This window comes from Luteitalea sp., from assembly GCA_009377605.1.
Lineage (GTDB): Bacteria > Acidobacteriota > Vicinamibacteria > Vicinamibacterales > Vicinamibacteraceae > WHTT01.
On sequence record WHTT01000101.1, the window covers coordinates 1 to 20,511 of the forward strand.

The 20,511-nt window shown below is 63.5% G+C and carries 18 protein-coding genes; 10 read left to right on the forward strand and 8 right to left on the reverse strand.

Translation table 11 applies throughout. The annotated features are described in order from the left end of the window. The 3 genes from GEV06_24025 to GEV06_24035 all read right to left on the reverse strand — a co-directional run. The coding region (locus GEV06_24025) for a hypothetical protein (protein MPZ20942.1) at nt 1-526 on the reverse strand (526 nt) is incomplete at its 3' end. Between the two features lie 3 nt (nt 527-529). After that, nucleotides 530-961 carry a protein TolR gene (locus GEV06_24030; protein ID MPZ20943.1) on the reverse strand — a complete coding sequence of 144 codons (432 nt, stop codon included), beginning with the start codon at nt 959-961 and terminating at the stop codon, nt 530-532. A 53-nt stretch (nt 962-1,014) separates the two neighbouring features. Continuing rightward, nucleotides 1,015-1,686, reverse strand: a complete 672-nt coding sequence (locus tag GEV06_24035) for a Tol-Pal system subunit TolQ (protein ID MPZ20944.1) — start codon at nt 1,684-1,686, stop codon at nt 1,015-1,017. A gap of 294 nt (nt 1,687-1,980) precedes the next feature. Here GEV06_24035 and recN point away from each other — a divergent pair, with 294 nt between their 5' ends. From recN to GEV06_24050, 3 genes are all read left to right on the forward strand, one after another. Then, the gene (gene recN / locus GEV06_24040) at nt 1,981-3,678 is read left to right on the forward strand and encodes a DNA repair protein RecN (protein ID MPZ20945.1); all 1,698 of its coding nucleotides are present in this window, start codon (nt 1,981-1,983) and stop codon (nt 3,676-3,678) included. Next, a complete protein-coding gene (gene miaB, locus GEV06_24045; GenBank protein ID MPZ20946.1) occupies nt 3,617-5,107 on the forward strand; it encodes a tRNA (N6-isopentenyl adenosine(37)-C2)-methylthiotransferase MiaB in 1,491 nt (496 codons plus the stop codon). The genes recN and miaB overlap by 62 nt, the downstream gene beginning before the upstream one ends. Before the next feature lie 62 nt (nt 5,108-5,169). After that, nucleotides 5,170-5,655, forward strand: coding sequence for a bifunctional nuclease family protein (locus GEV06_24050; GenBank protein MPZ20947.1), 486 nt, complete (start codon nt 5,170-5,172; stop codon nt 5,653-5,655). Nucleotides 5,656-5,756: 101 nt separating this feature from the next. Here GEV06_24050 and GEV06_24055 read toward each other — a convergent pair whose 3' ends face one another. Continuing rightward, nucleotides 5,757-6,224 (reverse strand): DoxX family membrane protein, encoded by a 468-nt coding sequence (locus tag GEV06_24055; protein MPZ20948.1) that lies wholly within the window; start codon nt 6,222-6,224, stop codon nt 5,757-5,759. A gap of 174 nt (nt 6,225-6,398) precedes the next feature. Between GEV06_24055 and GEV06_24060 the strand changes: the two genes are divergently transcribed. The 3 genes from GEV06_24060 to GEV06_24070 all read left to right on the forward strand — a co-directional run bounded on the left by GEV06_24060 (nt 6,399) and on the right by GEV06_24070 (nt 10,944). Beyond that, the gene (locus tag GEV06_24060; GenBank protein ID MPZ20949.1) at nt 6,399-7,157 is read left to right on the forward strand and encodes an AAA family ATPase; all 759 of its coding nucleotides are present in this window, start codon (nt 6,399-6,401) and stop codon (nt 7,155-7,157) included. Further along, entirely contained in the window at nt 7,150-8,019 is an 870-nt protein-coding gene (locus GEV06_24065) for a ParB/RepB/Spo0J family partition protein (GenBank protein ID MPZ20950.1), read from the forward strand. Before GEV06_24060 ends, GEV06_24065 begins: the two co-directional genes overlap by 8 nt. Nucleotides 8,020-8,571: 552 nt before the next feature. Next, nucleotides 8,572-10,944 carry an LptF/LptG family permease gene (locus GEV06_24070; GenBank protein MPZ20951.1) on the forward strand — a complete coding sequence of 791 codons (2,373 nt, stop codon included), beginning with the start codon at nt 8,572-8,574 and terminating at the stop codon, nt 10,942-10,944. Nucleotides 10,945-11,082: 138 nt separating this feature from the next. Here the strand turns inward: GEV06_24070 and xerD are convergent, their stop codons facing one another. Then, complete coding sequence (gene xerD / locus GEV06_24075; GenBank protein MPZ20952.1) at nt 11,083-11,976, reverse strand: site-specific tyrosine recombinase XerD; 894 nt, start codon at nt 11,974-11,976, stop codon at nt 11,083-11,085. Nucleotides 11,977-12,227: 251 nt separating this feature from the next. On the opposite strand from xerD, the gene murQ reads away from it, so the two are divergent. Continuing rightward, nucleotides 12,228-13,187, forward strand: a complete 960-nt coding sequence (gene murQ, locus GEV06_24080) for an N-acetylmuramic acid 6-phosphate etherase (GenBank protein MPZ20953.1) — start codon at nt 12,228-12,230, stop codon at nt 13,185-13,187. Nucleotides 13,188-13,190: 3 nt separating this feature from the next. Here murQ and nagB read toward each other — a convergent pair whose 3' ends face one another. Together nagB and GEV06_24090 are read right to left on the reverse strand one after the other, a co-directional pair. Continuing rightward, the gene (gene nagB, locus GEV06_24085) at nt 13,191-13,928 is read right to left on the reverse strand and encodes a glucosamine-6-phosphate deaminase (GenBank protein ID MPZ20954.1); all 738 of its coding nucleotides are present in this window, start codon (nt 13,926-13,928) and stop codon (nt 13,191-13,193) included. After that, on the reverse strand, nt 13,925-14,866 hold the full coding sequence (locus GEV06_24090) for an ATPase (GenBank protein MPZ20955.1): 942 nt from the start codon (nt 14,864-14,866) through the stop codon (nt 13,925-13,927). The genes nagB and GEV06_24090 overlap by 4 nt, the downstream gene beginning before the upstream one ends. A gap of 94 nt (nt 14,867-14,960) precedes the next feature. Here GEV06_24090 and GEV06_24095 point away from each other — a divergent pair, with 94 nt between their 5' ends. The 3 genes from GEV06_24095 to GEV06_24105 are packed head-to-tail and all read left to right on the forward strand — an operon-like array spanning nt 14,961 to nt 19,186. Further along, on the forward strand, nt 14,961-16,406 hold the full coding sequence (locus tag GEV06_24095; GenBank protein ID MPZ20956.1) for a family 10 glycosylhydrolase: 1,446 nt from the start codon (nt 14,961-14,963) through the stop codon (nt 16,404-16,406). Between the two features lie 36 nt (nt 16,407-16,442). Continuing rightward, nucleotides 16,443-17,936: a transporter gene (locus GEV06_24100; GenBank protein MPZ20957.1), complete on the forward strand. Its 1,494-nt coding sequence runs from the start codon at nt 16,443-16,445 to the stop codon at nt 17,934-17,936. 50 nt (nt 17,937-17,986) lie between these two features. Continuing rightward, nucleotides 17,987-19,186 carry an MFS transporter gene (locus tag GEV06_24105; GenBank protein ID MPZ20958.1) on the forward strand — a complete coding sequence of 400 codons (1,200 nt, stop codon included), beginning with the start codon at nt 17,987-17,989 and terminating at the stop codon, nt 19,184-19,186. A 257-nt stretch (nt 19,187-19,443) separates the two neighbouring features. Here GEV06_24105 and GEV06_24110 read toward each other — a convergent pair whose 3' ends face one another. Further along, nucleotides 19,444-20,277 carry a hypothetical protein gene (locus GEV06_24110; GenBank protein ID MPZ20959.1) on the reverse strand — a complete coding sequence of 278 codons (834 nt, stop codon included), beginning with the start codon at nt 20,275-20,277 and terminating at the stop codon, nt 19,444-19,446. Nucleotides 20,278-20,511 lie beyond the last annotated feature (234 nt).

Here is a 20,511-nt window from a genome sequence, read left to right on the forward strand (position 1 = left end):
GAATGTACTCCGGACAGCAGAAGTCGCCGAGCTGAATCTGCCCGCCGAAGCCGCCGCCTCCCGTCGAGATGCCGATGCTATTCTCCTGACCCGGCGTCTCTGCAATCGCGTTGCCCTCCCGAATCTCCGGTCCTGTCGTCGGCCGCCGCCCGCGCGCCTCTTCCGGCGCCTGCTTCACAGGCGGTGGGGGAGGACGTCGTATCGCCTGCTCGAGCGGCAGACTCATCGACGGCTTCACCGACGGCGGTGTAAACGGCTGCGGCCTGGCGTCCGGCGGCTCCGCCTGCTGCACAGGGCGCCCCGCAATCGGCGTCATGCCGCCGGTCTTCGGTCCCGGCGTGCCGCCCAGGCTAATCGTCATCACCACCTGCTCCTCGTCATCGGGGGATTGACGCCAGCCCGCCGGCATCAACAGGATCGCCGTGAAGACGACCAGGTGTACGATGAGCGAGAGCGTCAGCGTTCGCTGAAGCCCTTCAGGCTCACGGCCACGACCGAGCAGAGCCTGTGAGACCAGATCCTCCACAGCTTACCGCTCTCCAGGTAACCGCGTCACCATGGCGACGTTCTGGACACCCGCCCCCTTCAGGAGATCCATCACCGCGACGGCTTGCGCCATCGTCACCGTTCCGTCGGACCGGAGGTAGACGCTCTTGTCCGAGCGGTCGACCATGAGCTGACGTACGCGCTCCTCAAGAAATTCGATCCCAACCGGATCATCGTCGAGCTGTACTTGGCGTTTCTCAGCAAAGTTGGCTGGGATCGTCACAAAGACGCGCTCCTTCTCGAGCACGGGCGAGTTGCGCGCCTCTGGCAGCGCGACGTCCATGCCGCGCGTCATCAACGGCGCGGCCACCATGAAGATGATCAGGAGCACCAGCATCACGTCGACGAGCGGCACGACGTTGATTTCCGACAAGCTGGGCGCCACGTGGTACATGCGACCCCGCCGTCCACCCATTGCCGATCCGCCGGTCGAATGAACCTTTACACCCGGCATGGTGCTCAAGCCCCTTACGTGAAGTTCCGCTCCGCGATGTTGAGAAACTCCAGCGAGAAGTCCTCCATCGAGGAGGCGAAGTGCTTTATCCGCTGTGTGAGTAGGTTGTAGAAGTACACAGCGGGAATTGCCGCAAACAAGCCCATGGCTGTCGCGACGAGGGCTTCCGCGATGCCAGGCGCGACGACCGCCAGGTTTGTCGAGCCCACCTGGCCGATCTCCTGGAACGCGTTCATGATCCCATACACGGTCCCGAAGAGTCCGATGAACGGCGCGATGTTGGCCGTTGTCGCCAGAAACGTCACGCGGTGCTCCAGCTTGTTCACCTCGATACCCGCGGCGCGGAGCAGCGCTCGATCGAGCGCGTCGAAGCTCTTTAGAGTTGGACGTCCTGCCGGGTTGGCCGGTCGCTCACCTTGCGATGCACGAAGCTGGGCCGTGAGCTCTGCGTAGCCCGCTTGGAACAGGCTGACGAGCGGGCTCTCGCCCAACGTGCGGCAGACCGCTTGAACTTCGGAGAACTTGCTGCTCTTGCGGAAGACGTCGAGAAACGCCATCGACTGGCGCTCTGCGCGACGAAACTGCCACTGCTTGTAGAGGATGATTCCCCAGGAGACCACCGAAAAAACGACGAGAATGAGAAGAACGGCCTTGACGGGAAGGCTCGCGTTAGCAACGAGCGTCAGGACATCCGTGCCCCGTGCTTCGGGCGCGGCAACAGGCGGCTCCTGCAAGGCAAGAGCAAACGAACCGAGCGTTGGCAAACGAGCCTCCGACTATAGTCATATGCAGCGCCGCTGGGACAGCGCGATTACTCACCGTATCACGGGCACCGACACGAATCAAGTCTATGATAACATGGGAGTTCTAGGCCCTGACTTGCTGACGTGAGAAAAGATGCCTGTCATCTTTTTCGTATGCTCTCCCGAGAGAAAGATGACGGGCATCTTTTCTCATCTTGCCGCTGACCGAATCTCCCGATGATTCGCTACGTGAGCATCCGCCAGCTCGCGGTCATCGACACCCTCGATCTCGAGCTCGGTCCAGGCTTGACCGTCTTCACCGGTGAGACCGGTGCCGGTAAGTCGATCTTGGTCGAAGCCGTCGGGCTCTTACTCGGCGGCCGCGCCTCTGCCGACCTTGTCCGTACCGGCGCGCCGGCCGCACAGATCCAGGCAGTGCTCGAAACGGCAGACGGCCGCGAGACAATCCTTAGACGCGAGATCTCCGCCCAGGGCCGGAGCCGCGCGTTCGTCGACGATGTCCTCGTGACGAGCACGGGGCTGCGCGAGGCGGTGGCCGACCTCGTGGACTTGCACGGCCAGCATGCGCACCAAAGTCTGCTGCAGGCGGACACGCAGCTCGAGCTATTGGATCGCTTTGCCGACCTCGCCCCGGAGCGAGCGTCGTGTGCAGCCCGATACGAGGTATGGCGCGCGCTGCAAGATCAGCTCGACGCCGCGCAGCTCGACGATCGCGAGCGCACGGCGCGGATCGACCTCTTGACGTTTCAGCTCGATGAGATCGACGGCGTCGCGCCACAACGTGGTGAAGACGAGGAGCTCGCGGCAACACGGCAGGTCTTGGCCAACGCAGACCGCATTCAACAGCTCGGGAACGAGAGCTATGAGAGGCTGTACGAAGGAGACGTCGCGGTGCTCGCACAGCTCGATCAAGTGTGGCGTCGCGTCGCGGATCTCGCTGCCCTCGACCGGCGCTTCGAACCGTACGTGGAAGGGCGCGACGTCGTGAAAGCGCACCTGGAGGATCTTGCGTTCTTCCTCCGCTCGTTCTTGAGCGACCTCGACGCATCACCGGAACGTCTGCAGGTCGTGGAAGATCGCCTCGCCGCGCTCGAGCGATTGAAGCGCCGGCATGGACCGACACTGGACGAGGTCCTTCGTCATCGCGGCGAGATGGCGGCCGCGCTCGCGGCACTCGAAACGTCCACCGAGCGAGCGGCGCAGTTGCAGGAACAAGTCGCACGCGCGGCTGATGCCTACCAGAAGGCGGCGCGGCATCTCTCCACACGCCGACGAGAGGCAGCGTCGCACTTCACAGAGCGTCTCACTGCCGCGCTCGGCGAGCTTGCGATGGAGCGCACACGGTGTGACATTCGCTTCGGCCCCGAAGTACCTCCGTCGCGATCCTGGACGGCGAACGGCTTCGATCAGGTCGAGATCTTTCTGTCCCCCAACCCGGGCGAGGAGCTGCGACCGCTGGCGCGGATCGCCTCGGGAGGCGAGCTGTCACGGATCATGCTGGCCATGAAGACGCTTGCCTCGCCGGACGCACCCGGCAAGACGTTGATCTTCGACGAGGTCGACGCCGGGATTGGCGGGCGCGTCGCGGACACGGTCGGGGCCAAGCTCAGACGTCTTGCGAACGACGTGCAGGTGCTTTGCATCACGCACCTCCCGCAGGTTGCGGCGCACGCACAGGCGCATGTGAACATTAGCAAGCATGTGGTCAACGAGCGTACGATAACGCAGGCGACCGTGCTGGACGCGAACGCACGCGCCGCGGAGCTGGCACGCATGATGGGCGGGGAGGTCTCCACCGCGGTCCTCGAGGGAGCGCGTGCCATGCTCGCCGCGAAGTCGGAAGGGAAGCCCGATGCCGGCAACGCCAGGCGCAGGGCTGGTCACAGGGCCAGTCGCAGCAAGAGCAGCTCGTAGCCATGGATCGGCTGAATGGTGCGCGCTACGGGAAATATCCCGCGAATCGAAAAGACAGCGAAGTAACACAGTGGCAGAGAAATATCTCATCGAAACCTACGGTTGCCAGATGAACGTCCACGACTCGGAGCGTATGGCGGGTCTCCTCGAGCAGGCCGGCTTCGAGGCGACCGACGACGCCGCAGACGCGGATGTCATCGTGGTCAACACCTGCAGCGTCCGCGAGCATGCGGAGACGAAGCTCTACTCTCGCCTAGGGGAGCTGCGTCAAGTCGGGATTCGTCGCGGGGCCCAGCCAATCGTCGCCGTCACTGGATGCGTGGCGCAACAGCTTGGCGCCGAGCTCTTCCGCCGTTCGCCATCAGTGGACATCGTCGTTGGCACACAGTCGTTGAAGCAGCTGCCGACCCTCGTCGCCCGGAAGCTGAGTGCCGCTGATCGTGCTGTGGATCCATCCTTCGTGGACGTGCGGCCACACGATGACGTCTCGTTTCCGCTCGGCATCGCCCGCCGCCGTGATGTGCTGAAGGCTTACGTCAACATCGTCGAAGGATGCAACGATTGCTGTGCATTCTGTATCGTGCCTCATACCCGCGGTCGCGAGCGAATGCGACCCATGAGTGAGATCCTGGCGGACGTGCGCGAGGCGGTGGACAGCGGTCACAGGGAAGTGCATCTGCTCGGGCAGATCGTCAATCACTATCAGGCGCCTGACGATCCCAGCTGTGACTTCGCGGCGTTACTGGAGCGAGTACACGCGGTTCCTGGTCTTCAGCGAATTCGCTTTGCGAGCCCGCATCCGCGACACGTTTCCCGCCGCCTCGTCTCCGTGCTGCGTGATCTCCCGAAGCTCTGTAAGCATATCCATCTGCCGGTTCAGTCTGGCTCGACCTCCGTGCTCACGCGTATGCGTCGGCGCTACACGCGCGAGCGATATCTCGAGCTGGTAGCGGAGCTTCGTGCCGAGGTCGAAGACATTCAGCTCTCCACCGACGTCATCGTCGGCTTCCCTGGAGAGACGGCCGACGATTTCGAGCAGACGCTATCGCTGGCCGACGCGGTGCGATATCACGGCATGTTCTCGTTCAAGTATTCCCCCCGACCGTCGACGCTCGCATTCACGCGAATGCCGGACGATGTGAGCGAGGCGGAGAAGACGAGGCGGATTGTGGAGCTCCAAACTCTCCAGCGCGCGATTCAGCTCGAGTTGCACCAGGACCTCGTCGGACAGGCTCGAGAGGTGCTCGTTGACTCGCACAGCAAACGGCGCGACCATGAACTATCGGGTCGCACTTCTGGCAATACCGTCGTAAACATTGCGGGGAGCGCAAACCTATTTGGCCAGCTCGTCACGGTCCGCATTGTGAGCGCTGGGCCCAACAGTGTGCGCGGTGAGCTGCTGGTGGGGCAACCACCACTGACCTCATAGGAAAGCGGAACGAGCGAGCACGACGCTCGAGTGCGGCAAGTCATGGGAAGGGCAGGAGCATCATGGAAATTGAGATGACGATCAAAGGGTTGATGGTCGATCCCGTCAACAATATGCCGATCGTAGTGCTCCGCGAGGAAGGAGGGGAGCGCGTCCTTCCGATCTGGGTTGGCGTCTTCGAAGCCAACGCGATCGCACTTCAGCTCGAAAACGTGACGCCTGCCCGGCCTATGACGCATGACTTGCTGCGGAATGTGATCGAGGACCTCGACGCCCAGGTCGAGCGGATCGTCGTCTACGATCTTCGTGAAACCACGTTCTTTGCCGTCATCCATCTGGCGCGGGCAGGGGAGCCTGTTGTGGTGGACTCTCGCCCCAGCGATGCAATTGCGCTGGCCCTTCGGGTGAGAGCGCCAATCTACGTCGAGGAAACCGTCATCGAGCGCGCGCGAAGCACGGAGGTTCTCAGCGGCAAGGAAGCGGAGGAGCGCCTGCAGAAGTGGCTCGAAAATCTCGACCCTGAGGATCTGGGCAAGTACAAGATGTAGGATTCAGGACTCACAATTTTCGCCCGTTTCGCCGTCGCCTTTCGCATGCAGGTTCCTGATTCCCACACCGACTGCCGCCCCCGGTTTCCTGTTTCCCGAGCTCACGCCCTTGCCCTTCCTCTCCCGAATGCATAGCGACCGGGTCCTGCGAGCAGGAGAGCGAGCGCCATCACGAGCACTGTGAGCGGATGCTCGTAGCCACCCTTGGTGAAATCGAAGCCGGCCTTCCAATGCACGGCAAAAATCGCACCGAGCATGTTGAGGATGACGAGCGAAGCACCGACATCGCTCCAAACTCCAAGCAGGAGGAGCGCGCCACCGACGACCTCCGCGACGATAGCGAAGACCAGGCTAGCTGCCGGAGCCGGCACCCCTATCTTCGAGAACGCGTCGAGTGTTTCAGCAAAGTCGGCGATCTTCGGCAACCCGTGATAGAGCAGAATGAGCCCCAACATCATGCGCAAGGCCAAGAGCGCAAGATCCACATTCCTCGGCATCGACATCCTCCAAGACATGGCCAGCGGGATGGCCGCGGGGCAAAAATTGACCCCGACCAACAAACCAGTCATGTCGGCCGGCCGACATCTTACCCAAACACCATGCTATCAACCACTTGCACATAGCGTGTCCAAGAGACCGCGCACACCTGCACGGACGAGGTGCTCGAGCCCCCTCAGGTGGGCGCTTGCACTTCCGGTTGACAGCATGGAGATAGCCTCTCTAGAATATCCCGAGTCCGCTGAATGATTCTCGCCATTGCCAATCAAAAAGGCGGCGTAGGCAAGACGACCACTGCCATCAACCTTGCCGCAGCCCTCGCCCTTCGTGACAAGCCGACGCTCCTCGTAGATCTTGATCCTCAAGGAAATAGCACGCTCTCATTTCTGGATCACACGCAGGTCTCTCGCCACATGTACGACGCGATCGTCGGCGAGGACGGCTGTCGCATGCGCGACGTTGTCGCGGCATCTCGTCACCCCAATCTTTTCGTCGCACCGGCGCGCATCGCCTTGGCCAAGATCGAGGCGAAGCTGGTGGGGGAGCTCGACGCTCACTATCGTCTCAAGGATCGCCTGACGGAGGTTCAGGACCAATTCCCCAATATTGTGATCGACTGCCCGCCGACGCTAGGTCTCCTGACCGTGAATGCGCTCGTCGCCGCCACGCATTTGCTCATTCCAATCCAGTCGTCGTACTTCGCTCTCGAGGGCACAGACGATCTGCTGGAGACGGTGGAGAAGGTGCGGTTACGGGCGAATCCAGTGCTCCAGATTCTCGGCGTCCTGATCACGATGCATGACAAACGGACGTCATTGGCGCGCGACATTCGATCACAGATCCAGAAGGTCTTCGGTGCGAAGGTCTTCAGGACTGTCATCACCAAGAGCGTCCGTCTCGAAGAGAGTCCTGCCTACAAGGAATCCATCTTCTCGTACGCCCCAGAGTCTTCTGGCGCGTCTGAATACTACAGCCTGAGCGAAGAGGTGATCGAACGTGGCTAAGCGAGGTCTTCCGGAAACCATCAGGATGCGCCACGACGAGCACTATGTCGAGGCGCTGACCGCCTCAACCGGGGAACCAGTCGGGCGAATGGTTCCCATCGAGACGATTGATCCCAACCCGAACCAGCCTCGTCAAGTGATGGGAGATCTCTCCGAGCTCATTGCCTCGATCAAAGAGCATGGCATCGTTGAGCCGCTCGTCGTTCGGCAGCGGAGCAGTCGATACCAAATCATCGCTGGAGAGCGTCGATACCAAGCTGCCGTACAGCTCGGGCTCGCTGATGTGCCCGTCGTTATCCGCGACGTTGACGAGGTTGGAATTCTCGAGGTCGCCCTTGTGGAGAATCTCCAACGTAAAGACCTGACGCCGTTCGAAGAAGCGGAGGCGCTTCAGGCGCTCTGTCAGCGTGCGGGCTATACGCACGAAACGCTGGCGCGGAAGCTAGGGAAGTCTCGCACAGCCATCACTGAGTCGCTCTCGCTCAATCACATGCCGAATTCCGTCAAGAATCTATGTCGGCTGGCCGACATTGGCTCTAAATCCTTACTTTTGCAAGTAGTTAGGCAGGGCGACGCAGAAAAGATGGTCGCACTGGTGGAGCAGATTAGCCGCGATGGCGGGATGACACGCCAGCAGGTCCGCGAGAGCGCCCCGCCTCGGCTCCAGACTGGCAGGCCAAAGCCGTTTACGTTCAACTATCGTGCTCCAACGAAGGCGTTCTCCGTCACGCTGAATTTCAAGAAATCGCAAGTTGAGCGCAACGAAGTCATCGAGGCACTCGAAACGATCCTCGCTGAGCTGAGATCCCAAGAATCCTTACCGGCCTCCGCTCCACCCGTTGATGGTGAACAGACGCACTAATCGGCTGTCGCGCACCGAACGGCGGAGCAGCGCCCATCATCAACGTACGATTCACACACCCGCGCAACAACGACCTTGGACCTTCCGGCAGGGGGAGCAGATCCTTCCGTCTGTGGATGCCTCACTGACACCAGAACGGGGAAGCATCACCTAACGGCGGAACGAACGTGTCTGAGACAGGGGCTCCGATAGCTGTAAGTTAACATAATATCTATTATCAGACCCAAAGAACATCCGGCCAAAACTCCGCCTGTTGAAGGTCTGTGCGCCATGCTCTCTGGTCTCTGACCTAGAATCGGTTCAAGCACCGCGAAACGGACGCCTCGGCGCGGCGTCTCTACCCGCCGGTCCCCGACGTTCGCGCCGAGTCGTCAGCGACCGCGGCTCCTCCCGGGCGGCCGCCGGTCCGCTCGACTCCACGCGCTCAGGGCCATCGGCAGTGTCTGTGACGCAGCTAGCAGCGGCCCGCCCGAGGCCTCGTCTTACCGCCCGCGGAGCGCGTGATATCGTCTGACCTTGGAGGAAGTCGGATTCCTTCGTCTACCTCGAGATATGCTACGGATCCTCGATCGCTACCTCATCCGCGAAGCGATTACCCCAACGCTCCTTGCGCTGCTGATCTTCACGTTCGTGCTCGAAATTCCCATCATCATGCGGGATTTGGAGCCGCTGCTGACCGCAGGTGTCTCGTGGGCTCTCGCGGGCCGGATTCTGCTCCTGCTGCTGCCACAGGCGCTGGCGATCACCATTCCGATGGCGCTGATGGTGGGGTTACTGGTCGCCCTCGGCCGCTTCTCGGCCGATCGTGAAAGCGTTGCCCTTCAGGCCTGCGGCGTCAGCCTTCTTCGCCTGCTCCGGCCTATCGGGCTGCTCGCCGTTGTCAGTACGCTGGCGAGTGGATACGTGATGCTCGAGGCGCTGCCGAACGCCAACAGGAGCTATCGAGAAGTCATGTATCGGATCGTGGCCAACGAGGCGCAAACCCGCATCCGGCCGAGGGTGTTCTTCGAGGGATTCCCCGACATGGTGCTCTACGCGCGCGACGTTCAGCCAGGCGGCGTGGGATGGCGCGAGCTGTTCATTGCAGACTCCAGAAACGCCAAGGAGCCACAGATCATTACCGCCACCAGCGGTCGCTTGGTCCTGGACCGCCAAGCACAGCGGGTCGACCTGGCGCTGGAGCGAGGCGTCGTGCACCGCTTCGGCAGCAGTGGCGATTACTTCGTCGACTCCTTCCAAACCCGCACGGTCTCGCTCGATCCGGAAACCATCTTTCGCAATACGAGCGTCTCCAAGGACGAGAACTCGATGACCATCGCAGAGCTGCGGGAGGTTGCCGGGCAGGTCGCCAAGGCGGGACTGTCACCGCACAGCCCCGTCATGGCCATTCACCGCAAGTTCTCGATCCCCGTGGCCTGTCTCGTCTTTGGGATCCTGGCCCTGGGCTTGGGCGTCACCGACCGCAAGGACGCCAAGCAGAACAGTTTCGTCATCGGGCTGGGCATATTCTTCGCGTGGTACACCTTCATGTATCTTGGCCAATCGTTGGCCAAAGGCGGTCAGATCCCTCCCGAGCCGGCGATGTGGATCCCCAACATTGTGCTCGGAGGTGCTGGCATCGTCCTCCTCGTCTTTCGGGTCCGCGGGAAGGAGCTCGGCGATGAGCTGCGCTTGCCGCTCACAGGCGCCATCCAGCGCCTGTTCGCACGGGCGCCCAGCTTCGGACTCACGCCCGCGGCCTCCCGACCGGTGGCAAGAACCCGACGGGGCAATCACCAGCCTGCCGTACTTGTCATCCGCGTGCCCAGGCAGCTCTTCACGCGCACCGGTATCCTCGACCGATACATTGCCAGCCGGTACCTGCGCGTGTTCGGCCTCACAATGGCCGCCATGCTGGGGCTGTTCTACATCGGCGAGTTCACCCAGCTCTCGGAAAAGCTGTTCAAGGGGCAAGCCACGGGCGCGATGCTGCTCCGTTATTTCGTGCTGTCGACGCCTCAGTACACGTACTACGCGACGGCACTGAGCTCGCTCGTGGGAGCCATTGCTGCCGTTGGGCTCCTGACGCGTACGAGCGAGCTGACCGCGATGCGCGCCTGCGGAGTGAGTCTCTATCGGGCGAGCGTTCCCCTGCTGCTGTTCGGCGCTCTCTGGAGCGGCTTACTGTTCAGCTTGGAAGAAACGATCCTCCCCTCGACGAATCGCGAAGCCAAGAAGCTGTACGACGAGATCCGCGGGCGCGCCCCGCGAACCACCAACGTGCTCCAGCGGCAGTGGCTCGCGAGTGCTGGGAGCCGGCTCTATCACTATGCCTACTATGACCCGCCAGCGAGACGTTTCGGCGACCTCACCATCTACGATCTGGGAGAGACGCCGTCCACGATCAGCCGGCGCACCTACACTGCGTACGCGCAGTACGGAACGGGGCCCGAGCGTCAGGGCGTCTGGCACGCTGGAGCCGGTTGGATCCGAGAGTTCGAAAGCGGTTCCGTGTCGCGCTACGAAGCGTTCAACAATCGGACGCTGCCCATCGAGTCCCCCGACTACTTCACCCAAGAGGAAGTCAACGCGGATGTCGCCGAGAGACTCGGGTACCGAGACCTCGCCCGCTACATCACCGATCTCCGGACAGCCGGCTTCAACGTCGCCTCGCTCGCCGTCCAGCTCCACCGCAAGCTCGCCTTCCCTTTCGTGACCGTGATCATGACGCTCATCGCCATACCGTTTGCGGTCACCACTGGACGCCGCGGTGCCCTTTACGGCATCGGCGCCGGCATCGTCTTGGCCATTGCTTACCAAACCATTCAGAGCGCTGCCGCCGCCGTCGGAAGCGCCGGAATGCTGCCTCCCCTGCTTGCCGCCTGGGCACCCAACCTCCTCTTCGCCTCTTCGGCCGGCTATCTCTTGTTCACTGTCCGGACATAAACAGTGGCCAGTGGTCAGTGATCAGTGGTCAGCCGATGCGCGATCTTCCGGAGGTTGCGTCGTCTGCCGGCGGTGGCTCGCCGCTAGCCCGCGGGGTGTTCGTCAATCGGCTGGCCACTGACCACTGATCACTGGCCACTACTCTTGTGCCCGGGGATGGAACTGCTCGTAGAGCTGTTTGAGCCGGGCCTCGAGAACATGCGTATAGATCTGTGTGGTAGACAGATCGCTGTGCCCGAGCATCGCTTGGATGGCACGAAGATCGGCGCCGCGCTCGAGCAAATGGGTAGCGAAGGAATGGCGAATAATATGAGGTGAGGTGCGGCTCTTGATGCCCGCTTGCCGCGCGTACTGCCGCAGGAGCTTCCAGAACCCGACTCGGGTCAGTGACGTCCCGCCACGAGCATTGACGAAGAGCCGAGGCGATGTGCGTCCCTTCAGCAGCTGTGGTCGTGCGTCGCGCACGTACCGCGCCACCCAGTCGGCGGCGTGCCGGCCGATCGGGACAAGCCGCTGCTTACTGCCCTTCCCCGTGCACGTCACGCACCCGGCGGCGAGGTTCAGGTCTGCCGGCTTGAGCTCGACGAGCTCCGAGACCCGCAGCCCGGTGGCGTACAGCAGCTCGATCAGCGCGCGATCGCGCATTCCGCGTGGCGTGGAGACATCGGGTGCGGCAAGCAGGGTGTCCACTTCCTCTAGCGAGAGGTAGTCCGGCAGTGTTTGCCATGCCCGCGGCGCGCGAAGATCGGCAGCAGGATCATCGGCGAGCCGGCGATCCAATAGGAGAAACTTGTAAAAGCTGCGTAGCGTCGCAATGACTCGCGCAACGGACCGCGGCGAGTAGCCCTCGCCCATGAGAGCACGTACAAACGCCTCGAGCGCGCCCCGGTCGAGCGCTTCGATCGGCAATTCGCGCCCTGCGGCAAATCGCGCGAGTAGTACGAGGTCGTGACCGTAGCTCTCGACCGTATGCGCCGACAATCGGCGGGCCACGCGCAAGTGATCGAGGTAGGTGTCGACGAGCTGCGACATCGGTGAATCTCGAGTAGTGGTCAGTGGTTAATGTCAGTGGTCAGTGGCCAGCCGATTGACGAACGCCCGCGGGCTAGCAGCGAACCACCGCTGGCAAACGACGCAACCTCCGGAAGATCGCGCATCGGCTGACCACTGGCCACTGATCACTGCCGTTGACATGCCGGAGCACGAGCAGTACGATTCGCCGCTGCGAACCACGGCCCCCGTTGATGCTGTCTGGCACCAGCCTCGCCGGACGACTGATCATCATGCAAAGACACTCGAAATGGGAATTCCTACCTACCGAAGCCATTAATCCAGCGAGCTTGGACCTCGACAAGGCGCCCATCCCCGACATCATCGATCTCATGGTCAGTGAGGACCGGAAGGTCGTCGCGGCCGTGCAGCGTGAAAAAGACCGTATCGCCAACGGCGCGCAGATCATCGTCGAGTCCCTCAAGAAGGGCGGACGAATCGTATTTGTCGGTGCCGGTACGAGCGGCCGCCTGGGTGTGCTCGAGGCAGCAGAGATGCCGCCAACCTTCGGCGTGCCCTCTAGTCTGGTCCAAGCCGTCATGGCCGGTGGCAAAGAGGCCGTCTTTCGGGCCCGCGAAGGCGTGGAGGACGACTACGAGGAGGGCGCTCGAGCTATCGCGCGCCTCCGGCCGTCGAAAAAGGATGTGGTAGTCGGCGTCTCGGCCAGCGGGATGACGCCGTTCGTCCGCGGTGCCCTGACCCGCGCCCGCAAGGCTGGGTTGCGTATCATCTTCGTGACCTGCTGGCCTGGAACCGAGCTGCAGAACTTCGTCGACCTCATCATTGCGCCGAGTGTCGGCCCAGAGGTCTTGACCGGCTCGACCCGCTTGAAGGCGGGCACCGCCACCAAGATGGTCCTCAACATGCTGACAACGGTCAGCATGGTCCGCACGGGGAAGACGTACGGCAACCTGATGGTCGACGTGCAGACCGGATCCGAGAAGCTGCGCGATCGCGCACGGCGGATCATCGGCATCGTCACCGGCATGGAGTACGACGCGGCGGACAAGCTGCTCAAGAAATCCAAGGGGAACGTCAAGGCAGCTATCGTCATGGCCAAGACAGGCCTGCCGCTCAAGAAGGCGATTAGCCGGCTCCGCGCGGCGGACAGCTCGATGCGCGATGCCATTGGTGAGGACATCGAGCCCCGACTGCGTGACCTGCTCGGAAAGACAGTGACGAGTGACGAGTGACTGTCACTCGTCACTGATAAGAGCTGCGGCGGCACGATCGCAGATGAGCTCGACGTGCCGGTGCAACTGCAGAAACGACGCGGGCAGGCGCGTCGTCAGAGGACCAGACACGATGCGGGCCACCGCACGGGCCTTCGACTTCCCCGTCGCCATCAACACGATCCGCCGCGCCTTGAGAATCGTCCCCATCCCCATCGAGAGCGCTTCTTGCGGGACGGCCTCGGCATTGCCGCCGAAGAACAGCGCGTTGGCCCGCCGTGTGCTTGGTCTGAGCATGGCGCGATGCGTCCGCGCGCAGAGGCACGGGCCCGGTTCGTTGAAGCCGATGTGACCGTTCGCGCCGATTCCGAGCAGCTGCAGATCGATCCCCCCCGCCGCCTCGATGTCGGTCTCGTAACGCTCGCACTCTCTTTCCGGATCGGCCGCGTCACCGCGGAGCAAGTGTGCACGCGCAGACGGCAAGTTGACGTGGGCGAACAAGTGCTGGCGCATGTAGGCGTGGTAGCTGCCCGGATGATCCGGACCGATGCCGAGGAACTCGTCGAGGTTGAACGTCGTGGCCCGGCCGAAATCGAGCGCCCCCTCGTCTCCCAAGCGCGCCAAGAGCCGATAGAGTCGCATCGGGGTGCGCCCGGTGGGCAGCCCGAGGACGGCTGCCGCATCAGCGGCGAGCACCTCCGCGACCCGCTCCGCCGCGGCGGCGGCAACCTCGCGCTCCGTTGTGCGAAGAGTCAGTCTCACGCGCTCTTGTACCGGGGCAGGCTGGCACCACCGCGCGCTTCGGCCAACGCCATCAACACGGCTCCATACGCGGGCTCCTGCTTCAATACCTGGACCATGCTGCGTGGCGCGAGCTCCGGCAGCCGCGCGGTGAGCGACGAGACGAGCACCGGCACGGCCTGGAAAATACCGCCGGCCAGCACGAAGGGAAAGACCTCCTGTGCCATATCGAGCTGCGCGACGACCGAAGCCGCCGACGCCACGAGCTCACCCGCCGCGTGCTCGAGGATACCGGTGGCCATGTCGTCACCCTCCTCGTGCGCTCGCTGAACCGCGCCAGCCAGCGTCGCGATGGCGCTCGGCCGCAGAGAGCGCGTGTAGACCTCCCGCACGAGATCCCGAGGCTCGTCGATACCGAAGTGCGCGAGCACGTGCCGCGTGAGCGCGGTCGAGCCGCCCCGACCATCCGCGGCGCGCACCACTGCCCGCAGGGCGTGCCGACCCAGCCAGTAGCCACTACCCTCGTCTCCCAGCACGGAACCCCAGCCGCCAGCGCGCGCCGCCTCGTTACGCGCATTGCGGCCGTAGGCAATCGAGCCCGTCCCAGAAATAACGGCCACGCCCGGACCGTCACCAACGCCTGCCACGAGCGCAATGAGCGCGTCGTTGGTCACCACCACGCGCGCCCGGTAGCCGATGCGCCGCATGACCGCCTGAACGACCTCGGCGTCCTCTTCTCGATCCACGCCGGCAATGCCGAGGCAGATCGCCTGTGGCACGATGGTGCTGCTCCCAATCGCCTCTTCCATGACCTCGTGGAGCGCCTTCTCTACCTCGAGCTCGCCCTGCGCCTGCAAGTTCGCACCCGCGCCTTGCGCGCGCGACATCACCGTGCCTCGCCCGTCGGCGAGTAGGCAAACCGTCTTCGTCCCTCCGGCATCGATTCCGAGCACGTGCATCGCGGTCGCTCGGTGACGGAGTATACTCGGTTCTCCCCGTTTGGCCGTCCCGTCACTGTCCCGGTCTCAGTAGCCCTATTCGTCTAGAACGAGGGTGACGGAATCTCCGGTATACTCGACTCGCGCGCGCGTCGATCGGCGATGGTCGCCTACGGAGGGCCTCACGGGCTCCTCGCGGAGAGATCGCACATTGCACCTACGTGAAGCAGAGCGAAGTCAGAATACTGGAGTCTGTGACACGTCAGTACACGCGGTCCGCGGGCTCTTCCAATCCGCCCTGCTCCTCGTCGCGCTTCTGTGTGGGGCGGGGCTCATCGTCAAGGCCGCACCAGGGCGATCCGACGGACAGACGACCGGCCCGTCGAGCCCAGAGAGGTCGTCACGTGAGGTGCGGGCGCTGTGGGTCGCGCGCACATCGCTCGTGTCGCCGACCGACGTCGCCAAGGTCGTCGATGACGCGCGACGCTACGGATTCAATACGCTGCTCGTGCAGGTTCGTGGCAGAGGCGACGCATACTTCAATGGGGGCATTGAGCCTCGTGCGGAATTGCTCGCCGGCCAGGCAGCCTCGTTCGATCCGCTCCAGGAGCTAATCGCCACAGCGCATCCGGCGGAGATCGAGGTGCACGCATGGATCAGCGTCAACCTCGTGTCGAGCGCGACGACACTGCCAACCTCACGCGACCATGTCGTCCACGCCCACCCAGAGTGGCTCATGGTCCCGCGCGACTTAGCGCGTAGGCTCGGGAAGCTCGATCCCAGTCGTCCCGAGTACGTGCAGCGATTGGCTGCATGGACGCGGGCGCACAACCAGCAGACCGAGGGCCTCTTCGTCTCACCCATTGCAAAGGACGCCGCGGCACACACGCACGACGTCGTCACCGACCTCGTGCGGCGCTACCCGGTCGACGGTGTCCATCTCGACTACGTTCGCTATCCCAACGCCGAGTTCGACTATTCACGCGCCGCGCTGGAGGCGTTCCGTGCCGAGATCCGTCCGACGCTCGCACCCGAGGCAAGCAGACGTCTGGATGCAGCTCGTGAGTCCGACGTCACTGCGTACGCGGACGCGTTTCAGGATGCGTGGGACGCGTTTCGCCGCACGCGGCTCACGCACCTCGTCGAGCGGCTCGCCAGCGCCGTTCGAGCGGTCCGGCCGACGGTGTTCATCAGCGCCGCCGTCATACCGGATCCTACGGAAGCCACGAACGCGCGACTGCAAGAATGGCCCACGTGGCTCGAGCGAGGCCTGATCGACGTCATCTGCCCCATGATGTACACGTCGAGCGCGCAGCGTTTTGCGGGGCAAGCGGACCTCATTCAGGATGCGGCAGGCTCGTCGGTCTGGGTGGGCATCGGTGCCTGGCAGCTCTCGCCCGCGGAAACGGTTCAGCGTATCGAGGCCGCGCGCGCACGCAACTTCGCTGGCGTGGCGCTCTTTTCCTATGACAGCTTGGCGGCCCGCCGGCGTCCGTTTCTCACGACGGTGGATCGCCGCGCCTTCCAGGCAACCGCCAACGGCGCCCCAGGCTCGCGATAGATGACAGCCCTCGATCTCGCCGTGCTGGCCGTCTATCTGGTCGGCATGGTGCTCTTCGGCGCGTGGTTCTCGCGCTCGCAGCGTGACGTCAAGGACTACTTCGTTTCGGGTCACCGTGTGCCATGGTGGGCGATCATGGGCTCGATCGTCGCGACCGAGACGAGCACCGTGACGTTCATCAGCGTGCCTGGCCTCGCATACGCCGGCGACTTCCGATTTCTGCAGCTCGTCATCGGTTATCTCGTCGGACGAGTCGTCGTCGTCCTCCTGTTCGTGCCCGCGTACTTCCGCGGTGAGCTGCTCACCGTATATCAGCTCCTCGGCCAGCGATTCGGCAACGGCGTCAAACGTCTCGTCTCGGCGATCTTCATCGTGACGCGAAGCTTTGCCGACGGCTTCCGCCTCTTCGCGACCGGCCTCGTTCTCGCAGCGCTCCTCTTGTCCTCACCACGCTGGCAGGCGGAAGCCCAACGCTGGTTCCCCAACAGCGACCCGATGTTCGTCATGCTCGTCTTGTCGATCACGGTGATTGCCGCCGCGACGATGGTGTACACCTACCTTGGCGGCATCACGGCGGTGATCTGGACGGACGTTGTCCAGCTCATCGTCTATCTCACGGGTGCGCTCATCGCCGCGGCTATCTTGATCGGCGAGATTCCCGGTGGATGGGCCGAGCTTGCGCGTACGGCAAGTGCCGCGCAGAAGCTTCGCATGTTCGACTTCACATGGGACATCACGCGCGACTACACATTCTGGTCGGGTGTCGTGGGCGGCGCCTTCCTCACCACGGCGACGCACGGCACCGACCAGCTGATGGTCCAGCGCTACCTCTGCTCGCCTTCCGCGCGTGAGGCGCGCCTCGCCTTGCTCGTCAGCGGTGTCGTCGTGTTTCTCCAGTTCGCGCTCTTCCTTGGGATCGGGACGATGCTCTACGTGTACTACACGGGGAGCCATGCGGCAGAAATCGCGAGATTCACGGTCGACGGTCGACTTCTCACCGATCGCATCTTTCCAACCTTCATCGTCACCCACTTGCCGTCTGGTCTGGTCGGCCTGATCTCGGCCGCGGTCTTCGCAGCGGCAATGTCGACGCTCTCGTCCTCGTTGAACTCATCGGCGGCCGCGGCGGTCGGGGATTTCTACATGCCGGCCACCGAGGGTCGCCGATCTGCGCCGCACTATCTGCGCGTGGCACGTTGGACGACCGCGCTGTTCGGCGTGGCTCAGCTCCTCGTCGCGATCGCGGCAATCCGTCTCTCACAAACCGTTGTCAACGAGGTGCTCGGCATCGCGTCGTTCACCAACGGCATCGTTTTGGGCGTGTTCCTCCTCGGGACGTTGACGACGAACGTTTCGCAACGAGCGGCGGTGGTTGGTATCGCCGCCGGCACGCTGTTGATGCTCTTGGTCAAGCTCGCAACACCGGTGTCCTGGCAGTGGTACGTCCTGATTGGGTCCGTCGCAACCTTCGTGGCGGGACAGCTCGCGGCACGCCTGGCCCCGGCGGATGCCGAGGGCGGCGGTGGGTAATAAGCCCGGAATTCACCTGAGCTCCTATGAATTCAGGGCAGTGACCTGTCATGAGCGCGGCCCATCATCATCCACTTCCCGTGCGAACGCGGCTGCTCGTCTTGGTGGTGTTGTGCGCCGTGTCATTTGCTTCGGGTCTCGTGATCTCCTCAATCGGCCCGACAATACCGGATCTCGCAAGACGTCTGTCGTCGAGCCCAGGAGCGCTCGGCGCGCTGTTCACAGCGTTGTTCCTCGGCACGCTGGTTGCGCAGTCGATCACGTTTCTCTGGGCGGACCGGGTTGGCTTGCGTCCAGTGCTCGTGGCCGGCTTGCTGCTCTACGGCTGCGCCACGATCAGCCTGGCGCTATCGGGCTCGATGATGGCGCTCATGCTCTCCGCCTTTGGCATGGGCATCGGTTGGGGGTTCGCGGGGCTCTCGATCAATGTCCTACCGACCCAAATCACGGCGCGTCGCCTGAGTGTCGCGCTGAACCTGGTGAACTTGTGCTACGCCATCGGGGCCATCGGCGGTCCGCTGCTGGTGGCATTTGCGCTGCGGCACTTGTACAGTGCGGGCGCCGCGCTTCAGGTGGGAGGAGCTCTCCTACTTGCCTGCGCGGCTCCTGCCCTCGTGCTGGCGCCGCGCGGAGCCGGCGCCGCCTCCGCGAGCCTGCCGGCAACCCCACAGCGCCTGCACGCCTCGCCAATGCTCTGGACGCTTGGCGTGCTGGCGTTTCTCTACGTCGGGATCGAGAACGGGACCGGTGGCTGGACGCCAACATATCTCATGCGGACGTTGGCGCTGGATGAAGCAAGCGCCGCAAGCCACACAGCACTCTTTTGGATCGCGCTGTGCGGCGGTCGGTTGCTCGGCACCGTGCTTGGCCTGCGGGCCGGTGCGCGCGTGCTCCTCAAATGGAGTCTCGCCGGTGCCGTGTGTGGAAGTGTGCTCGCCCTCATCACCGTTGGACATCACCGCCCAACGCTCGTCGCGCTGATCATCCTCGGAGCGGCGTTCGGACCGATTTACGCGAGCCTGGTGGAGCTCGTGACCAGCGCCTTCCCTCGCCGGCCGAGTGCCGCGATGAGCATGGCCTCGGCCCTCGGCGCCGTCGGCGGTATGGTGCTGCCCTGGTTACAAGGGCTCTCGCTCGAGTGGTTCGGAGGATGGGCGATGGGCACCGTCGTCCTTGCGGCAGCGATCGGCATGGCCGCGTGCGCAGCCCTCGCGAACTGGTTTGCCGCGAAAAGGCCAGGCACCGCGTGAACGATGCCTGGCCGGCCGTGAACGTCTACCGAAGGAGCGCTCAGCGGCCCGCGCGGGTAGGGAGCCTCTCATCCATTCGAGATCCCGATCGCACTGCCCTGGTGCCCTTGTTGTGCACGACGCGCATCTCCCCACGCATCCGGACGACTTCAGAAAGACGCTTTCGGTTCAGTGTAATGTACCGGAACGCCAGTGCCCGGTCAAATGAAAAGGCTGACCGGCCAGAGCGCGGACGGGAACGTCTTAGATGCGCGGGCTCATCGGCGCGTCGGAGCGCCAGGGCGGGTCGGACCGGCGCCGCCTGGGCCTGGCTGTGGGCCAGGCTGCGGGCGACCCGTTCCTGGCCGCCCTCCTTGTTGGCCCGGTTGCGCGCCGGACTGGCCAGGCGCGCCAAACTGCGGCATGGCATCCTGGATGGTTACCACCCACTTGTCGTAATGGTCTTGTTCTTTGAAGATCTTGATCGATTCGTCGGTGTTCTTACTGCTCACACCGACCATGCCGCCTGGGATGAACTTTGCGCTGGTGTCCAGCTGCTCCCCGGGCTTGAGGGGCTGGTTGCGGCTGTCGGGGGCACCAGCAGAGGGATTGCGGGAATCACTTCCCCCACGCGGGCTCGCGCCAAGACCCACACCGCGCTGGCTCAGCGAGCCAGGCTGGCCCGACCGCGCCGTCGGCCCGAATTGTTGGCCACCGAATCCGCGCCCTCGCATTTGCCCCTGCGGACCTGGTCGCTGCGGCCCAGTCCCCGGGATCTGCCCCGGCAGAAGCTCTCCCGCGCGGACAACCCGGAACTCGCCGTCGGGCGACAGCGGATCCGTATACTTCTTCCGCAAGAATTTCTGCTTGACCAGGATCTCGACCGAGGTCGGATACGCGCCGGGGTACTTCCGTTGGAACAGCATGAGGGCGCGGGCATACTGCTGCGCGCGAAAAATCCACTCCGTTTCGCGCTCCCGCTGCATCATGTGGCGCCATGCTGGCAACGCGGTGCTCATCACGACGGACATGACCGCGATGCTGACCAGCAACGCAGCCATCGCGTAGCCACGCTCGGAACCCTGCCGCGCGCCTTGACCCCCTAGAACCATGCCGATATCATCCTTGACCACTCTTATGGTAGCACTGCCGCCTGCCACGAAGCACCGCCGCACCCGCAGATCGTTGCTGGTCATCGCGCTGATTCTCCTGATTGCCGCTGGCGGTTTCATCACGCAGGCCTGTGACAGCCTGCCGTTGACTGCGCCCGGTGGTTCTACGGTCAGCCTCCATGTGAGCAGCACATTCGCCCCGCTGGGAGGCTCGGTGGAGCTCACCGCGATTGT

What these genes read in the sequence shown, in the direction of transcription:
- GEV06_24050 (MPZ20947.1), top strand. Translation starts at nt 5,170, where the DNA reads ATGGAAATTGAGATGACGATCAAAGGGTTGATGGTCGATCCCGTCAAC.
- GEV06_24090 (MPZ20955.1), bottom strand. Translation starts at nt 14,866, where the DNA reads ATGCACGTGCTCGGAATCGATGCCGGAGGGACGAAGACGGTTTGCCTA.
- GEV06_24070 (MPZ20951.1), top strand. Translation starts at nt 8,572, where the DNA reads ATGCTACGGATCCTCGATCGCTACCTCATCCGCGAAGCGATTACCCCA.
- GEV06_24105 (MPZ20958.1), top strand. Translation starts at nt 17,987, where the DNA reads ATGAGCGCGGCCCATCATCATCCACTTCCCGTGCGAACGCGGCTGCTC.
- xerD (MPZ20952.1), bottom strand. Translation starts at nt 11,976, where the DNA reads ATGTCGCAGCTCGTCGACACCTACCTCGATCACTTGCGCGTGGCCCGC.
- GEV06_24110 (MPZ20959.1), bottom strand. Translation starts at nt 20,277, where the DNA reads ATGGTTCTAGGGGGTCAAGGCGCGCGGCAGGGTTCCGAGCGTGGCTAC.
- GEV06_24030 (MPZ20943.1), bottom strand. Translation starts at nt 961, where the DNA reads ATGGGTGGACGGCGGGGTCGCATGTACCACGTGGCGCCCAGCTTGTCG.
- GEV06_24055 (MPZ20948.1), bottom strand. Translation starts at nt 6,224, where the DNA reads ATGACTGGTTTGTTGGTCGGGGTCAATTTTTGCCCCGCGGCCATCCCG.
- miaB (MPZ20946.1), top strand. Translation starts at nt 3,617, where the DNA reads ATGCCGGCAACGCCAGGCGCAGGGCTGGTCACAGGGCCAGTCGCAGCA.
- recN (MPZ20945.1), top strand. Translation starts at nt 1,981, where the DNA reads ATGATTCGCTACGTGAGCATCCGCCAGCTCGCGGTCATCGACACCCTC.
- murQ (MPZ20953.1), top strand. Translation starts at nt 12,228, where the DNA reads ATGCAAAGACACTCGAAATGGGAATTCCTACCTACCGAAGCCATTAAT.
- GEV06_24060 (MPZ20949.1), top strand. Translation starts at nt 6,399, where the DNA reads ATGATTCTCGCCATTGCCAATCAAAAAGGCGGCGTAGGCAAGACGACC.